We start from the raw sequence: 14,007 nt of genomic DNA, 5'->3' as shown, positions 1-14,007 counted from the left end.
CTCCGGGCGCCGACGATCAGCCCGGCCGGAGTCGTCCGTTCGCGGTGAGGGTGACCGACGCCGTCCACCGGTCGAGTGTTTCGCACGCACTGTGTGTGGTGTGGTGCACGAGCCGGACCAGGGTGCTGGTGCGGAGCACCTGCCGTCCGTCCTGGTCCGCGGTGAGGGTGAGGGTCACCGTGCGGCGTGGGTCGGTGCCGGGCGACGTCGGGACGTACAGGTCGGCTCCGGCCTCCCCCGCCGGGTACGACCCGCAGTGACTGTCGGCGCAGGCTCGCACCGTCGCCTGTGGGTGCGATCGGGTCCAGGCCGAGACGTTCAGCCGGACGGAGGGGTACGCGGCCACCGCCGACGTCGTGCACACCGTCGGCTGGGTGGTGCACCCGGCAACCGCGCCGATCATGACGGCGCCGGCCCCGAGCAGCCGGACCACGCCGGATCGGGTCGCGCCCGGCGCCGTGAATCGAGGGCTCATGTCCATGAGGCCTCGCCGCACCGCTTTTGGTTGCCGTCGTAGCGGCGGCCCGGGCGGCCTTCAGAGGAAATCCAGAGCTTCCCGTGACTGGTGCAGGCCCGCGTCCTGCGCTAGATGTGACATGTCATGTACATGGTAGAAATCTGGATCATCGCCGGATTTCCCAGCTTTCCCAGCTTGAGGAGTGACCCCCATGAACTTCTCACCAGCACTGACGTTACGCACCCTGCGTCCCGTCGTGCAGTCCGTGTTTCGCCTGGTGACCGGTTTCCTCTTCGCCTGCCACGGCGCGGCCTCCCTGTTCGGAGTCCTCGGCGGCGCCCACGGCGGCGGCACGGTACCCACCCTGCAGTGGCCCGGTTGGTGGGCCGCCGTCATCGAGCTGGCGGGCGGAGTCCTGGTGGCCCTGGGCCTGTTCACGCGAACGGCGGCCGTCATCTGCTCCGGGTCCATGGCCTACGCCTACTTCAGCGTTCATCAGTCGAACGCGCTGTTCCCGATCGACAACGGGGGTGAGCCGGCCGTCCTGTTCTGCTGGGCGTTCCTGCTGATCGCCTGCCTCGGCCCCGGCGACTACGCGCTCGAGACGCTCCTGAAGACGGGCAGGACCACCCCGGCGGCCGAGGGTGCGGCACCGGCGACCACCTCATAGCCTCCGCTGCCGACATCCGGCGCAAGAGCACGGAGCCCCTCGGCGACCACGAGGGGCTCCGTGTCGCGGCGCGGACGGGCCGCACCCGAGCCGCGCCCTACGACTCCTCGTGCCCCAGCAGCACGTCCACCTGTTCGCGCCCGGCCGCGTCGATCTTCACCGGGGTGGCCACCGGCGGATAGCCGCTGGCCACCACGGTGTACTCGTCACCGGAGAGGTCCGTGAAGGCGTATGTCCCGTCGGGGCCGGTGGAGCGGGCCGCGACCACGTTGCCCTCCGCGTCCAGCAGGGTGACCCGGGCGTCCTCCACCGCGCGGCCGTCCCGGGTGCGTACCGTGCCGCGTACGTCGGCGGCGGGGCGGAGTTCGATGTCGTGGTGGTTGCCCTCGGTCGTGACCGTCACCAGGGAGGCCGCCGGGCGGCGGCCCGGGGCGGTGACCGTGACCGCGTAGTCGCCGGGCAGGAGGTCGGCGATCCGGTAGGCGCCGTCGGCTCCGGTCGTCGTCGAGGACGCCACGGCGCCGCGCTCGTCGGTGACGACGACCAGGGCGCCGGTCAGCGCCTCGCCGCCCGCGTCGCGTACCGTGCCGGCCAGCGTGCCCGTACCCGCGGGCATCACCAGGTCGTAGGCGATCGGTACGCCGTCCAGGGACAGGGTGGCGACCTGCGGCTGGTGCCCGGCCGCCGAGCCGATGAGCACCAGGCTGCCGCGTGCCGAGGTGTCCACGGCGTACGAGCCGTCCTCGCGGGAGGTGGCCCGGGCGATCTGGCGGCCCGTCGGGTCCAGCACCGTGATCGCCGCACGGGCCAGCGGTGCGCCCGCGCCGTCCCGGACCTGGCCGCGGATCACGCCCGGCCCGTCGGTGTCCGCGCCGTCCGCATCCGCCGCCGGGGCGACGGCCACGGGCTCCGGGGCCGGCGGGGCGGTCTCCGGGGCCGGCGCGGCGGGCGTGTCCGCCGCGGGCTGCGGCGTCGTCCTGCGGCGGAAGAGCAGGACCGTCACCAGCACCGCGAAGGCGAAGAAGGCGGCCGACCACCAGTAGGCGGTGGAGTAGCTGTGCAGCGCGGCGTTCGCCTTCACCAGCGGATCCGTCATGTGGTGCTTGGCGTAGTCCGTCGCGGCGCTGGTGGCCAGGGTGTTGAGCAGCGCGGTGCTGACCGAACCGCCGACCTGCTGCGTGGTGTTGATGGCCGCCGAGGCCACGCCCTGGTCGCCGGCCTCGACGCCGAGGGTCGCGTAGCTCATCGCCGCGGGCATCGACAGGCCGAGGCCCGCGCCGATCAGCAGCAGGGGCGGCAGTACGTGGGCGGCGTAGCCGCTGTGCAGGCCGAGTCGGGTCAGCCAGACCATGCCGCCGGCGGCCAGCAGCAGACCGATGGGCACGATCACCTTGGGGCCGATCTTCGGCACGAGCCAGTTGGTGGCGAGCTGCGCCATCACCATCAGCGCGCCCACCATCGGCAGGAACGCCACACCGTTCTTCACCGGCGAGTAGCCCAGCGTCGACTGCAGGTAGTAGGTGAGGAACAGGAAGACGCCGAACATGCCGGCGGACGAGATGAGGACCGTGGACAGGGCGGCGCCGCGGTTGCGGTCCGCCAGCACGCGCAGCGGGAGCAACGGGTGCTTCGCCCGGGACTGCCAGAGGAAGAACGCCACCAGGAGAACGCCGCCCGCGGCCAGGAAGCCCCAGGTCATCCAGTTGCTCCAGTGGTGCGTCTCCGCGTTGGCGAAGCCGTAGACGACGCCGAACAGGCCGCCGGAGACCAGGATGACGCCCGGTATGTCCAGCCGGGGCCGCTGGGCCGGGACGGAGCTGCTGATGAAGGCGATCGCGCCGATCAGCGCGAAGACCGCGATGACGTCGTTGACGTACAGCGTCCAGCGCCAGTCCAGGTATTCGGTCAGCAGGCCGCCGAGGACCAGACCGATGGCGGCACCGGAACCGGCGACGGCGCCGTAGACGCCGAACGCCCTGGCGCGTTCCTTGGCGTCCGTGAAGGTCGTGGTCAGCAGGGAGAGCGCGGCGGGAGCCAGCAGCGCGCCGAACAGGCCCTGGATGGCGCGGGCGACGACGAGCATGGTGAAGCCGTTGGCCGCACCGCCGAGCGCGGAGGCCGCCGCGAAGCCGACCAGGCCGATAATGAAGGTGGTCTTGCGGCCGACCAGGTCGGCGAGCCGGCCGCCGAGCAGCAGCAGACTGCCGAAGGCGAGCGAGTAGGCGGTGACGATCCACTGCCGTCCGTTGTTGTCGAATCCCAGGTCCTGCTGGGCGGACGGCAGTGCGATGTTCACGATCGTGGCGTCGAGCACCACCATGAGCTGGGCGAGGGCGATCACGCCCAGCGCCCACCATCGGTGCTTCGACTGGGCATGGTGGTGGGTGTGGCCGGAATCTGCGGCCGGGGCGGCGTCGGTCTGGATGAATTCCATGGGATCCCTCTGGCGGGGCTCAAAGGCTCCGGGTGGCTCAGTGCCTTCCACCCCGAGGCGGAGGGAGGACGACGGTGTCCGCCTGGCGCTCGGGGTACGGGGGTCGGCGTCGGTTCGTTCGAGGATCGGCCGGGTGCAGGTCGCTCCGGTGGGAAGGTGCGGCATCAGTGGCGTAACGGGACGGCGGGCGTGTCCCGCGGGATGCCGGGCGGCCGGGTACCCCGGGCGACGGCCGTCTTGACCTGTCCGCCGGGGGACGGACGGGGACGTCTGCGCCCGGACCTTCTGTCCGAAACGGTTTCGTACACCGTCCCGAGAGTAGGGAACCTCGTAGCGAAACGCAAACGTTTCGATGGGGAGGGAACGTGAAGCCTACTCCGGGCCCAGGGCTGTGCGGCGGCGCGCTCAGGGTGGCGCCGGGGAACCGATGTCCGAGCCGTGGCCGTCCAAGGCCGCCCCCTGCCGTTGCCGGAATCCCCGCGACGGGCCGTCAACCGCTACCTGTCGCCCCCGGGCTAGGCCCCCTTCGCCGCGGTCTTCTTCTCCGCCGCCCGATTCGCCGTGGCCCGCTTCGTCGTCGTCTGCTCGGCCGTCTTCTGCTTCGCCGTAGCCCGCTCGGCCGTCGTCCGCTTCGCCGTGGCCCGCTTCGCCGCCGTCTTCTTGGTGCCGGGCTGCCGGCCGGCAGCCCCCGACCCGGCCGCCGCCTTCTTCTCCGCGCCCCCCGGCTTCGCACTCGTCCTCTTCGCCGGCGCCGACGACTTCGCCGCCGTCTTCTTCGCCGGCGCCCTCTTCTTCCCGCCGGCCTCCTTCGGCTCCGTACGCGCCGCCTTCCGTTCCGGCAGCCGTCTGACCTCGGCCCGCTCCCCCGCACCCTGCGCTTCCCTGGCCACCCGCACGCTCTTCTCCAGCGCCGCCATGAGGTCGAGCACCTTGCCGCCCTCGGGCGCCGGCGCCGCCGGCGGTTCCCTGCCCTCCGCCTTCGCCGCGATCAGCTCCTCCACCGCCTCGCGGTACTCGTCGTGCAGTTCGTCCAGGTCCACCTCGCCCAGCGTGTCCATCAGGGCGTCCGCCAGGTCCAGTTCCTTGTCCCGGACCGTGATGTTCCCCTCCGGAACCACACCCTCCGGCGCCCGGATCTCGTCCGGCCACAGCAGTGCGTGCATGGCGAGGACGTCGCCGAACGCCCGCAGCATGCCGAGCCGTTCCCGGCCCCGCAGGGCGAACTTCGCGATGGCCACCTTCCCCGTGCGCGCGAGCGCCTCCCGCAGCAGCGTGTAGGGCTTGGCGGCCGGAGTGCCGTTCGCGCAGAGGTAGTACGCCGTGTCCATCTGGAGCGGGTCGATGAGGTCCTGCGGTACGAACGCCACGATCTCGATCGTCCTGGTGGTGGGGATGGGAAGCTGCGCCAGGTCCTCGTCCGTGATCGGGATGACCGAGCCGTCCGCGTCCTCGTACCCCTTGCCGATCTCCCGCTGCGTCACCTCGCGGTCCTCCAGCTCGCAGAACTTGCGGTAGCGGATCCGGCCGCTGTCCTCCAGATGGATCTGGCGGAAGGAGATCGAGTGGTTCTCGGTGGCGTTCATCAGCTTGACGGGGATGCTCACCAGGCCGAACGAGATGGCGCCGTTCCAGATGGATCGCACGTTCCGCCCCTTTTCCGATAGGTCGGGCGACTTCATGGGGTTCTCGTGGGATTCTCATCATATGACGCCGATCACAGAGGTGGAGGGCCGGCGGCTGGCGCTCAGCAACCTGGAGAAGGTGCTCCATCCCGCGACCGGCTTCACCAAGGGCGAACTGCTGCACTACTACGCGACCGCCGCCGGCGCCCTGCTGCCCCACCTCCGGGACCGCCCGCTGTCCTTCCTGCGCTATCCGGACGGCCCGGACGGACAGTTGTTCTTCGCCAAGAACGTGCCGCCGGGTACGCCCGACTGGGTCGCCACGGCCGAGGTGCCGCGCTCGGAGGGCGCGGCCCGCATGGTGCTGATCCAGGACCTGGCCAGTCTGATGTGGGCGGCGAACCTCGTCACCGAGTTCCACACCCCGCAGTGGCGCATCGACACGCCCGACATCGCGGACCGGCTGGTCTTCGACCTCGACCCCGGGGCGCCGGCGACGATCGTCGAGTGCTGCGAGGTGGCCCTGTGGCTGCGGGAGCGGCTGGCGGCGGACGGGATCGAGGCGTACGCCAAGACGTCGGGCTCCAAGGGGCTGCATCTGCTCGCGGCCGTGGAACCGACGCCGTCGCAGCGGACCTCGGACTACGCCCGGCAGCTCGCCATGGAGGCGGAGAAGGCGATGTCCCGCCTAGTCATCCACCGGATGACCCGCAGCCTGCGGCCCGGGAAGGTCTTCGTGGACTGGAGCCAGAACGCGGCCCGCAAGACCACCGCCACGCCGTACACGCTGCGCGCCCGGGCGGAGCCCACCGTGTCGGCGCCGGTGACGTGGGAGGAGGTGGCGGACTGCGCCTCGCCCGGCAGCCTCGTCTTCCGCGCCGCGGACATCGCTCCCCGTCTGCAGGCCTACGGGGATCTCATGGCGCCGTTGTGCGATCCGGAGCAAGCTGTTCCGCTGCCTTGAGAGCCGTGTGCAAGCGGTGTGAGCCCCTGCCGCACCGCCGTCGAACCCGACCGCTCACTTCAGGGTCACACCCGGTCGAACCCGACCGCTCACCTCAGGATCACACCCGGTCGATCCCGACCGCTCACCGCAGGATCACACCGGGGTCCATGTGTGCCGGTCCCGGGCCATCGCGTGGAGCGCCTCCACGTCCGCCGGCTTCAGCGTTCCGCCGATGCGGGCCAGACCTGGCAGGTCCGTGTCCGTCAGGACCCGGACCTCGCGCAGCGGGGCGGTGATCTCCAGGCGGGCGGGCTCGGTGACGATCAGGACCGGGTGGACCTCGGCCGTCAGCGCGTACGACGCCCGGTCCGCGTCGGCGCGCACCTGGCGTAGCAGCGGCCGTGCCTCCTGGCGGCCCACCGTCACCATCGGGTCGGCGACGAGGACGCGCTGTCTGCGGGTGTAGAGGGAGCGGACCGCGAACAGGCCGCCGGGGCCGATCGCCAGGTGGTGGATGCGGTCGCCGCCGCGCAGCGGCACCGAGTGCAGGGTGCGCCAGCCGGCGCCCTCCAGGCCGTCCAGGGCCTCGCCGACCGCCTGCTCGGCGGCGAGCGCCCGGCGCCGCGGGTCCGGGCGCAGCCGGTGTGCGGGGCCCGGGTCGCGGTCCAGGGCGATCAGCAGGGCCTCGCCGGGCCGGTTCGGCGCCAGGTCGTCGTCCGGGTGGAGGGTGAGCCGGGCCAGCTCGGCCGGGGTGGGTACGGGGGGCGGGCCCACCGTCACCGGGCCCGTCAGGAACGGGCCGAGCGCGTCGAGCACGTCCGCGCGCAGGTCCTCGCTCAGCAGGTTGACCCGGCCGGTCTCCCGGTCGTACCAGGCGATGTTCCGCCCGTCGCCGGCACACACGTACAGGCGTTCCTGTCCGTGCCGCCAGGTCGGTATGACGCGCAGTCCGTCCATGCACCATCACCCCTCGACCATGGGAACAGGCGGGGTGCTCCGGGGGCAAGAACCCGGCTACCTTTGTGAGCAGTTGGGAACTCGGTGGGAGGCGCCGTTGCGGACCCGCGGAAACCACCCCGATGTTCCGGCTCCCGACAGCCCCTGGAGCGAGATCGTGCCCGGCCTGTGGATGGGCGGCCACGAGTTCAGGAGGGGCTCCGGGGAGCTGGAGTTCGCCGTCGTGCGCGATGAGTTCGATCTGGTGCTCACCCTGTTGCGGCTGCCCGGGCACGGGCCGGACGCGGGGGTCGAGCACCATGTGTGGCCGATCCCGGACGGTCCGCTGGACGGGACGCAGCTCGCGGGGGTGATGCGGCTGGCGCAGGCCGCCGACGACGCGCTGGAGGACGGGCGCCGGGTCCTCGTCCGGTGCTACCACGGGTACAACCGTTCGGGACTGGTCGTGGCGCATGCGCTGGTCCGGGCCGGGCACACCGCCGAGGAGGCGATCCGGATGATCCGCACCCGGCGGGGACCCTGGGCGCTGCACAACGAACTGTTCGTCGAGTACCTGCGGGCGGGTCTGGGCACCGCCCGCCTCCTGGAGGAACTGGCCGAGTAACCTCACCGGCCGGTCGTAGAGTGAACAACCGGTCATCAGGTGAGCAAAGAGGACGGATGCCACCGTGTTCCCCAGCCGTCGCGTGTGCACGCCGTTCCGGCGCGGTCGCGTGGGCGCCGCCTCGGGATGCGGTCGCGTGCGCATCGCCTTCCCCAGCCGCCGCCCGGGCTCCGTCTCCCCCTCCCCCGCCCGCCGTACGGGCCCGGCGCTCCCCCGCCGCCTGCGCGCGGCCCTCGGCATCGCGGTCACCGCCCTGCTGCTGGCGGGCTGTGGCGACTCCGGCGCCCTGCGCGGCGCGGGCCCGACCGCCACCGCCGTCGGCCCGCTGCGGCTGTGGCCCCAGTTGCCGCCCGCCTCGACGCCCGCCCTCGATTACGGTGAGGCGGACACCGAGACCGTCAAGGGCATCACCGTTCCGGGGGATGACATCCACCGGGTGGATCCGCTGGACGTCGTGCGCGCCGAGGTCGCCGCGCACCCGGACGCGTACTCGGGCCCGCACGCGGTGTACGCGGAGACCCGCGAGCGGCTGAAGGACTGCGGCAGGACGGGCCCGCAGGGGCGGCAGTGCCCGGTGCTACGGGCGTACTACCGCGATCTGACCGGCGACGGCGAGGACGACATGGTGCTCGGCATCCGCTTCCCGGACAACCAGCTCGCGGTGCGCGTGTACACCGTCGAGCAGCACCGGCTGGTACGGGTCATGGGCACCTCGGACAGCGTGATCAGCGTGGAACTGGCCGGCCGGACCGTGATCATCCGCTCGCCGTCGACGCTGCCGGGCTACGAGTTCCGCACGGAGTGGACCTGGGATCCGCACCAGCACGCGATGCTGGCGACCCGGGACGAGATCGTCCGGGTGGGCACCGCGCCGCCGCGCCGGCCGGCCACGCCGGCCCCGTCCGCCTCCCCCTCGGCCGCGCCCGCTCCGTCGGCCTCCCCCTCCGCCGCGCCCGTCCCGTCGGAAAGCCACCGATGAGACCACCGATGAGTCCCCTCGGCCGCACGCTCGGCCGGCTGCCGCAGTGGACCGCCACGCTGACCTGGAAGGCGGCCGCCTTCATCACCGTCATGTGCTGCGGTCTGGCCGCGCTGCTCGGTGTGCTCGTCCATGTCCAGGTCACCGACCGGACCGTCGGTGAGGCCCGCGGCCGGGCACTGGCCCGGCTCACGGAGGCGGCGCAGGCGTACGAGGCCGGCGACCGCCTGCCGCACGGCGCGGGCATCGATCCGCCGGGACTGCCGGCGCCGCTGAGGCAACTGGCGGCGGACGGGTACCGCGGCACGATGGTCGGGACCCACGATCCGCAGCCCACGATGTGGGCGGCGGGCCCGGCCGACGGCGGCCGGGCGGTCGCCGTGCGGGTCGACTACGGCCAGGGCGCCCGGATCATCGTCGCCCTGGACGAGGCGATCCTGTGGTCCTCGGCGATGGCGAGCGGCGCGACGCTGTGCGTGGGGGCGTTCGCGGTGACGCGGGTGACCCGACGGCTGCAGGCGACCGCTCAGGTGGCACGGCGGATCAGCGCCGGCGACCTGGACGCGCGCGTGAACGACCGGCGCGCGAGGAACCCGGCGCGCCCCCAGGACGAGGTGGCCGCCGTCGCGGGCGCCCTGGACACGATGGCGGCCACACTGCAGGCCAAGCTGCTGAGCGAGCAGCGGTTCACCGCGGACGTGGCGCACGAGCTGCGCACCCCGCTGACCGGGCTGCACGCGGCGGCCGAGCTGCTGCCGCCCGGGCGGCCGACCGAGCTGGTGCGGGACCGGGTGGCGGCGCTGCGCACGCTCACCGAGGACCTGCTGGAGATCTCCCGCCTGGACGCGGGCCGCGAACGGCTGGAGCTGGCCGACGAGCGCCTGGCGCCGCTGGCGCAACGGGTGGTGCGGGCCTCCGGCACCCCGGTCGAGGTCCGGGTGGTGCGGGACGCGCGCGTGGAGACCGACCGGCGCCGGCTGGAGCGGGTGCTCGGCAATCTGGTGGCGAACGCGCACCGGCACGGCCGGGGACCGGTGGAGCTGACGGTCGACGGCCCGCGGGTCACCGTGCGGGACCACGGGGACGGCTATCCCGGGTACCTGCTGGCGCACGGGCCGCAGCGGTTCCGCACCGAGGCCGGCGCGAAGGGGCACGGCCTGGGGCTGACGATCGCGCTCGGCCAGGCGGAGGTGCTGGGCGCCCGGCTGGAGTTCGCCAACGCGCCGGACGGCGGGGCCGTGGCCACGCTCTCCCTTCCGGAGACGCCGAGGAGTACCGGAACGGGCTGATTGCCCGTGCATAACGGGACATACCGCTTACCGCTTGCTACGTTCCGCACATGATCCAGCCCGGAACCCCCGGAACGCCCGGAGCGGGGACCGTGACGCCGGCGGACGCACCCGCCCCCGCGCTGCGCCTGCCCCGGCGCCGGGGCACCGAGTTCGGCCTGATCGTCCTCGCCGTGCTGCTGTCGGTGTACGGCTACTGCGCCGTCGGCCTCGCCCGGCACGGCACCCTCCCGCCCGGCGCCCTGCGCTACGGTTCCGGCCTCGGCGTGCTGGCACTGCTCGCACACGGCGCGGTACGGCTGCGCGCCCCGTGCGCCGATCCCCTGCTGCTGCCCATCGCGGTGCTGCTCAACGGCGTGGGCCTGGTACTGATCTACCGCCTCGACCTGGAGACCCCCGGCCACCGGGCGGCCCCCGCCCAGTTGTCCTGGTCGACGGTGGGCGTCGCGCTGTTCACCGCCGTCGTACTGCTGCTGCGCCACCACCGGGTGCTCCAGCGCTACACGTACCTGTGCGGGGGTGCCACGCTGGTGCTGCTCACCCTGCCGATCTTCTTCCCCGCGGTGAACGGCGCCCGGATCTGGCTGCGGGTCGCCGGCTTCTCCATCCAGCCGGGCGAGTTCGCGAAGCTGCTGCTCGCGGTCTTCTTCGCCGGGTACCTGGCCGCCAACCGGCAGGCGCTGGCGTTCACGGGCCGCCGGGTGTGGCGGCTCCGGCTGCCCACCGGGCGGGTCCTCGGCCCGGTGGTGGCGATCTGGCTGCTGAGCGTCGGCGTCCTCGTACTGGAGCGCGACCTCGGGACCTCGCTGCTGTTCTTCGGGCTGTTCGTGGTGCTGCTGTACGTCGCCACCGGCCGCACCGGGTGGATCGCGGTCGGGCTGCTGCTCGCGGTGGTGGGCGCGTTCGCCGTGGGCCGGCTGGAGCCGCATGTGCACGCGCGGGTGCAGGACTGGCTGCACCCCTTCGCGTCGATCGACGCGGGCGAGGGCGCGGGCCAGCTCGCCCAGTCGCTGTTCGCGTTCGCCGCCGGCGGCGCGCTCGGCACCGGGCTCGGCCTCGGCCACTCGGTCCTGATCGGCTTCGCCGTGAAGTCGGACTTCATCCTGGCGACGGCGGGCGAGGAGCTGGGTTTCGCGGGCCTGTCCGCCTTGTTCCTGCTCTACGCCCTGCTGGTGGAGCGCGGCTACCGGGCGGGGCTGGCGCTGCGGGACCCGTTCGGGCGGCTGCTCGCCGTCGGGCTCGCGTCGATCGTCGCGCTCCAGGTGTTCGTGATCGCGGGCGGGGTGACGGGGCTGATCCCGCTGACGGGCATGGCGATGCCGTTCCTGGCGCAGGGCGGTTCGTCGCTGGTGACCAACTGGATCATCGTGGCGCTGCTGATCCGGATCAGCGACTCGGCCCGCAGCCAGTACGACCGGACGGCCACGTCATGAGCAGGTACATCCGCCGGGCGGCGGCGCTGTGCGCGGTGCTGCTGATCGCCCTGCTGGCGAACGCGAGCCGGGTGCAGATCGTCCAGTCCTCCCGCTACGAGGACAACCCGGCCAACCGCCGGCAGATGATCGCCCGGTACGGCGGCCCCCGCGGCGACATCCTGGTCGCCGGCCGCCCCGTGACCGGGTCCCGGGACACGGGCGGGATGTTCCGCTACACCCGTACCTACACCGACGGGCCGCTGTACGCGCCGGTCACCGGCTTCGCCTCACAGGTGTACGGGACGTCGCTGCTGGAGTACACCGAGGACGCGCTGCTGTCGGGCACCGACCCGCTGCTCGATCCGCTCCCTCTGTGGAACGGCCTCCTCAGGGCGCGCGTCCCCGGCGGCCATGTCGTCACCACGCTGAACGGGGCGGCGCAGCGGGCCGCCTACCAGGGGCTGGCCGGGCGGGCGGGCGCGGTCGCCGCGGTGGAACCGGCGACGGGGCGCATCCTGGCGCTGGTCTCGACGCCCTCGTACGACCCCGGGGAGCTGTCCGGGACGGCGCCGTCCGTGGCCCGGGCGTGGAAACGGCTGAACGGGGACCCGGCGCGGCCGATGCTGAACCGGGCGATCCGGCAGACGTACCCGCCCGGTTCGGCGTTCAAGGTGGTCACGGCCGCGGCGGCCCTGGAGGCAGGGGTGGTGACGGACATCGACGCGCCGACGGACTCCCCCGACCCCTACCGGCTGCCCGGCACGACGACCGACCTGACCAACGAGAGCGACGGCTGCGCGGACGCGTCGCTGCGGTACGCCCTCACCTGGTCGTGCAACACGGTGTTCGCGAAGCTGGGCGTGGAGGTGGGGCTGAAGACCATGACGGGCACCGCGCGCAACTTCGGCTTCGACGAACGCATCATGAAGGTCCCGTTCGCGGTGGCGCCGAGCACGTTCGACGAGAAGGTGGACGCCTCGCAGCTCGCGCTGTCCTCGATCGGGCAGTTCGAGACCCGGGCGACACCTCTGCAGATGGCGATGGTCGCGGCGGCGGTGGCGGGCGGGGGCGATGTGAAGGTGCCGTACCTGGTGGAGCGGACGACCACGAAGGACGGCGAGACGGTCTCCACCGGCACGCCCCGCACCCTGCACCGGGCGATGAGCGCGACGACGGCCGAGCAGTTGCGGGAGATGATGACGGACGTGGTGCAGGAGGGCACCGGGCGCAACGCGGCGATCCCCGGCGCCCGGGTGGGCGGCAAGACGGGCACGGCCCAGCACGGCGTCGGCAACTCCGCGAAGCCCTACGCCTGGTTCATCTCCTGGGCACAGGCCGACGACGCCCTCGAGCCGGCGGTGGCGGTCGCGGTGGTGGTGGAGGACGCGGCGGGCCGGCAGGGGGAGGTCAGCGGGGGCGGGAACGCGGCGCCGATCGCGCGGGCGGTGATGGAGGCGGTGCTCAACTCCCCGCCACACGGCAGGGGTTGAGTCCAGGTGCTGAGACGGGGGCTGTCGCCACACGGCCAGGCCGACCTACCGTTCGGTCATGACGACCACCTACGAACTCGCCGAGGTCAACATCGCCCGCCTCAAGGCCCCGCTGGACTCACCGCAGTTGAAGGACTTCGTGGAGGCCCTGGACCCGGTGAACGCGACGGCCGACGCGGCCGACGGTTTCGTGTGGCGGCTGCAGAGCGACTCGGGGAACGCCACGGACATCCCCGTGTTGGGCGACGAGTGGCTGATCATCAACATGTCGACATGGCGGGACACGAACGCCCTCACGGCATTCATGTACCAGGGGCAGCACCGGGAGATGCTGGCGCGGCGCCGGGAGTGGTTCGAGCGGCTGGAAGAGGCCGTGACGGCCCTGTGGTGGGTCCCGGCGGGCCACCGCCCGACGGTGGCGGAGGCGGAGGAGCGGTTGCTTCACCTCCGCGCTCACGGGCCGACGGAGTATGCGTTCACCCTGCGGACGTCGTTCCCTCCGGGGGAGGGGCGAGCGGTGGCCGGCGGTTGATGGCGGTGAGGTCGATGGTGAGGGGGAAGGGTACGGTCAGTTCCAGCTTGTCGTGGAAGATGCCGGTCAGACCGTAGGCCTGGGTCGCGGGGTCGAGTTCGTAGACGTACACCACCGGAAGACCCTTGTTCTCTTCGACGCGCCAGTAGTGCGGGATGCCCGCCCGCGCGTACTTCCGCGGTTTCACCTCCCGGTCCCGGTCTTCCGAGTCCTCCGAGACGACCTCGACAGCGATGACGACGTCTTCCGGCCGGTACCAGGTCTGCCGCGGACCGGCGTCGGCGTCCGCACGGAAGACCAGGACGTCGGGCTCCGGTCGATTGCGCTTGTCGAGCTTGATGGTCATCTCCCGGATGACGTCAAGCTCGACCGGCACCTGGGCCAGCAGGGTGTGCTCCAGCAAGCGCATGGCACGCGAGTGGAAAGCGGTCTGCGGACTCACGAAGACAAGACTCCCGTCGATCAGCTCCGTGTGCGGAGGAAGATTGGGAAGCTTGTCGAGGTCGTCCGCCGTCCAGCCACCCTCCGGCGGACGAGCCCACTCGTAGTCCTCGTCCAGCCCGTAGTCACGCGCGGCGCTCATGATTACTCCCATGTGCCGGAGTCTGCCTG

The 14,007-nt window shown here is 72.4% G+C and carries 13 protein-coding genes and 1 pseudogene; 8 read left to right on the top strand and 6 right to left on the bottom strand.

Annotated elements, in window-relative coordinates; all coding sequences use genetic code 11:
- Nucleotides 1–16 precede the first annotated feature (16 nt).
- Nucleotides 17–475, bottom strand: coding sequence for a hypothetical protein (locus ACZ4SW_RS27350; protein WP_468250916.1), 459 nt, complete (start codon nucleotides 473–475; stop codon nucleotides 17–19).
- A gap of 193 nt (nucleotides 476–668) precedes the next feature.
- Between ACZ4SW_RS27350 and ACZ4SW_RS27345 the strand changes: the two genes are divergently transcribed.
- Nucleotides 669–1,127: a DoxX family protein gene (locus ACZ4SW_RS27345; RefSeq protein WP_468250914.1), complete on the top strand. Its 459-nt coding sequence runs from the start codon at nucleotides 669–671 to the stop codon at nucleotides 1,125–1,127.
- Between the two features lie 97 nt (nucleotides 1,128–1,224).
- On the opposite strand, the gene ACZ4SW_RS27340 is transcribed toward ACZ4SW_RS27345, so the two are convergent.
- The 3 genes and pseudogenes from ACZ4SW_RS27340 to ku form a co-directional block, all read right to left on the bottom strand.
- Nucleotides 1,225–1,977: a carboxypeptidase regulatory-like domain-containing protein gene (locus ACZ4SW_RS27340; protein ID WP_468251049.1), complete on the bottom strand. Its 753-nt coding sequence runs from the start codon at nucleotides 1,975–1,977 to the stop codon at nucleotides 1,225–1,227.
- 87 nt (nucleotides 1,978–2,064) lie between these two features.
- Nucleotides 2,065–3,561 (bottom strand): annotated as a pseudogene (locus ACZ4SW_RS27335) (MFS transporter); the annotation flags it as partial.
- A 515-nt stretch (nucleotides 3,562–4,076) separates the two neighbouring features.
- Nucleotides 4,077–5,204: a non-homologous end joining protein Ku gene (ku, locus tag ACZ4SW_RS27330; RefSeq protein WP_468250912.1), complete on the bottom strand. Its 1,128-nt coding sequence runs from the start codon at nucleotides 5,202–5,204 to the stop codon at nucleotides 4,077–4,079.
- A 61-nt stretch (nucleotides 5,205–5,265) separates the two neighbouring features.
- On the opposite strand from ku, the gene ligD reads away from it, so the two are divergent.
- Nucleotides 5,266–6,147 (top strand): non-homologous end-joining DNA ligase, encoded by an 882-nt coding sequence (gene ligD, locus ACZ4SW_RS27325; protein ID WP_468250910.1) that lies wholly within the window; start codon nucleotides 5,266–5,268, stop codon nucleotides 6,145–6,147.
- Between the two features lie 135 nt (nucleotides 6,148–6,282).
- On the opposite strand, the gene ACZ4SW_RS27320 is transcribed toward ligD, so the two are convergent.
- Nucleotides 6,283–7,086: a nuclease-related domain-containing protein gene (locus ACZ4SW_RS27320; protein ID WP_468250908.1), complete on the bottom strand. Its 804-nt coding sequence runs from the start codon at nucleotides 7,084–7,086 to the stop codon at nucleotides 6,283–6,285.
- Nucleotides 7,087–7,183: 97 nt separating this feature from the next.
- On the opposite strand from ACZ4SW_RS27320, the gene ACZ4SW_RS27315 reads away from it, so the two are divergent.
- The 6 genes from ACZ4SW_RS27315 to ACZ4SW_RS27290 all read left to right on the top strand — a co-directional run bounded on the left by ACZ4SW_RS27315 (nucleotide 7,184) and on the right by ACZ4SW_RS27290 (nucleotide 13,395).
- Entirely contained in the window at nucleotides 7,184–7,690 is a 507-nt protein-coding gene (locus tag ACZ4SW_RS27315) for a protein-tyrosine phosphatase family protein (RefSeq protein ID WP_468250906.1), read from the top strand.
- Nucleotides 7,691–7,826: 136 nt separating this feature from the next.
- Nucleotides 7,827–8,669: a hypothetical protein gene (locus ACZ4SW_RS27310; protein ID WP_468250905.1), complete on the top strand. Its 843-nt coding sequence runs from the start codon at nucleotides 7,827–7,829 to the stop codon at nucleotides 8,667–8,669.
- An 8-nt stretch (nucleotides 8,670–8,677) separates the two neighbouring features.
- A complete protein-coding gene (locus ACZ4SW_RS27305) occupies nucleotides 8,678–9,958 on the top strand; it encodes an ATP-binding protein (RefSeq protein WP_468250903.1) in 1,281 nt (426 codons plus the stop codon).
- A gap of 50 nt (nucleotides 9,959–10,008) precedes the next feature.
- On the top strand, nucleotides 10,009–11,391 hold the full coding sequence (locus ACZ4SW_RS27300) for an FtsW/RodA/SpoVE family cell cycle protein (RefSeq protein ID WP_468250901.1): 1,383 nt from the start codon (nucleotides 10,009–10,011) through the stop codon (nucleotides 11,389–11,391).
- Nucleotides 11,388–12,863: a penicillin-binding transpeptidase domain-containing protein gene (locus tag ACZ4SW_RS27295; RefSeq protein ID WP_468250899.1), complete on the top strand. Its 1,476-nt coding sequence runs from the start codon at nucleotides 11,388–11,390 to the stop codon at nucleotides 12,861–12,863. Before ACZ4SW_RS27300 ends, ACZ4SW_RS27295 begins: the two co-directional genes overlap by 4 nt.
- A gap of 58 nt (nucleotides 12,864–12,921) precedes the next feature.
- Nucleotides 12,922–13,395, top strand: a complete 474-nt coding sequence (locus ACZ4SW_RS27290; RefSeq protein ID WP_468250897.1) for a DUF3291 domain-containing protein — start codon at nucleotides 12,922–12,924, stop codon at nucleotides 13,393–13,395.
- On the opposite strand, the gene ACZ4SW_RS27285 is transcribed toward ACZ4SW_RS27290, so the two are convergent.
- Nucleotides 13,340–13,978: a Uma2 family endonuclease gene (locus tag ACZ4SW_RS27285; protein WP_468250895.1), complete on the bottom strand. Its 639-nt coding sequence runs from the start codon at nucleotides 13,976–13,978 to the stop codon at nucleotides 13,340–13,342. The genes ACZ4SW_RS27290 and ACZ4SW_RS27285 overlap by 56 nt on opposite strands.
- Nucleotides 13,979–14,007: the final 29 nt, after the last annotated feature.

Source organism: Streptomyces sp. NPDC028331 (genome assembly GCF_055565775.1).
The sequence above is the reverse complement of the archived record's forward strand: the minus strand, read 5'-3'. Positions and strand labels throughout refer to the sequence as shown.

What these genes read in the sequence shown, in the direction of transcription:
- ACZ4SW_RS27305 (WP_468250903.1), top strand. Translation starts at nt 8,678, where the DNA reads ATGAGTCCCCTCGGCCGCACGCTCGGCCGGCTGCCGCAGTGGACCGCC.
- ligD (WP_468250910.1), top strand. Translation starts at nt 5,266, where the DNA reads ATGACGCCGATCACAGAGGTGGAGGGCCGGCGGCTGGCGCTCAGCAAC.
- ACZ4SW_RS27350 (WP_468250916.1), bottom strand. Translation starts at nt 475, where the DNA reads ATGAGCCCTCGATTCACGGCGCCGGGCGCGACCCGATCCGGCGTGGTC.
- ACZ4SW_RS27295 (WP_468250899.1), top strand. Translation starts at nt 11,388, where the DNA reads ATGAGCAGGTACATCCGCCGGGCGGCGGCGCTGTGCGCGGTGCTGCTG.
- ACZ4SW_RS27320 (WP_468250908.1), bottom strand. Translation starts at nt 7,086, where the DNA reads ATGGACGGACTGCGCGTCATACCGACCTGGCGGCACGGACAGGAACGC.
- ACZ4SW_RS27300 (WP_468250901.1), top strand. Translation starts at nt 10,009, where the DNA reads ATGATCCAGCCCGGAACCCCCGGAACGCCCGGAGCGGGGACCGTGACG.
- ACZ4SW_RS27290 (WP_468250897.1), top strand. Translation starts at nt 12,922, where the DNA reads ATGACGACCACCTACGAACTCGCCGAGGTCAACATCGCCCGCCTCAAG.
- ACZ4SW_RS27285 (WP_468250895.1), bottom strand. Translation starts at nt 13,978, where the DNA reads ATGAGCGCCGCGCGTGACTACGGGCTGGACGAGGACTACGAGTGGGCT.
- ACZ4SW_RS27345 (WP_468250914.1), top strand. Translation starts at nt 669, where the DNA reads ATGAACTTCTCACCAGCACTGACGTTACGCACCCTGCGTCCCGTCGTG.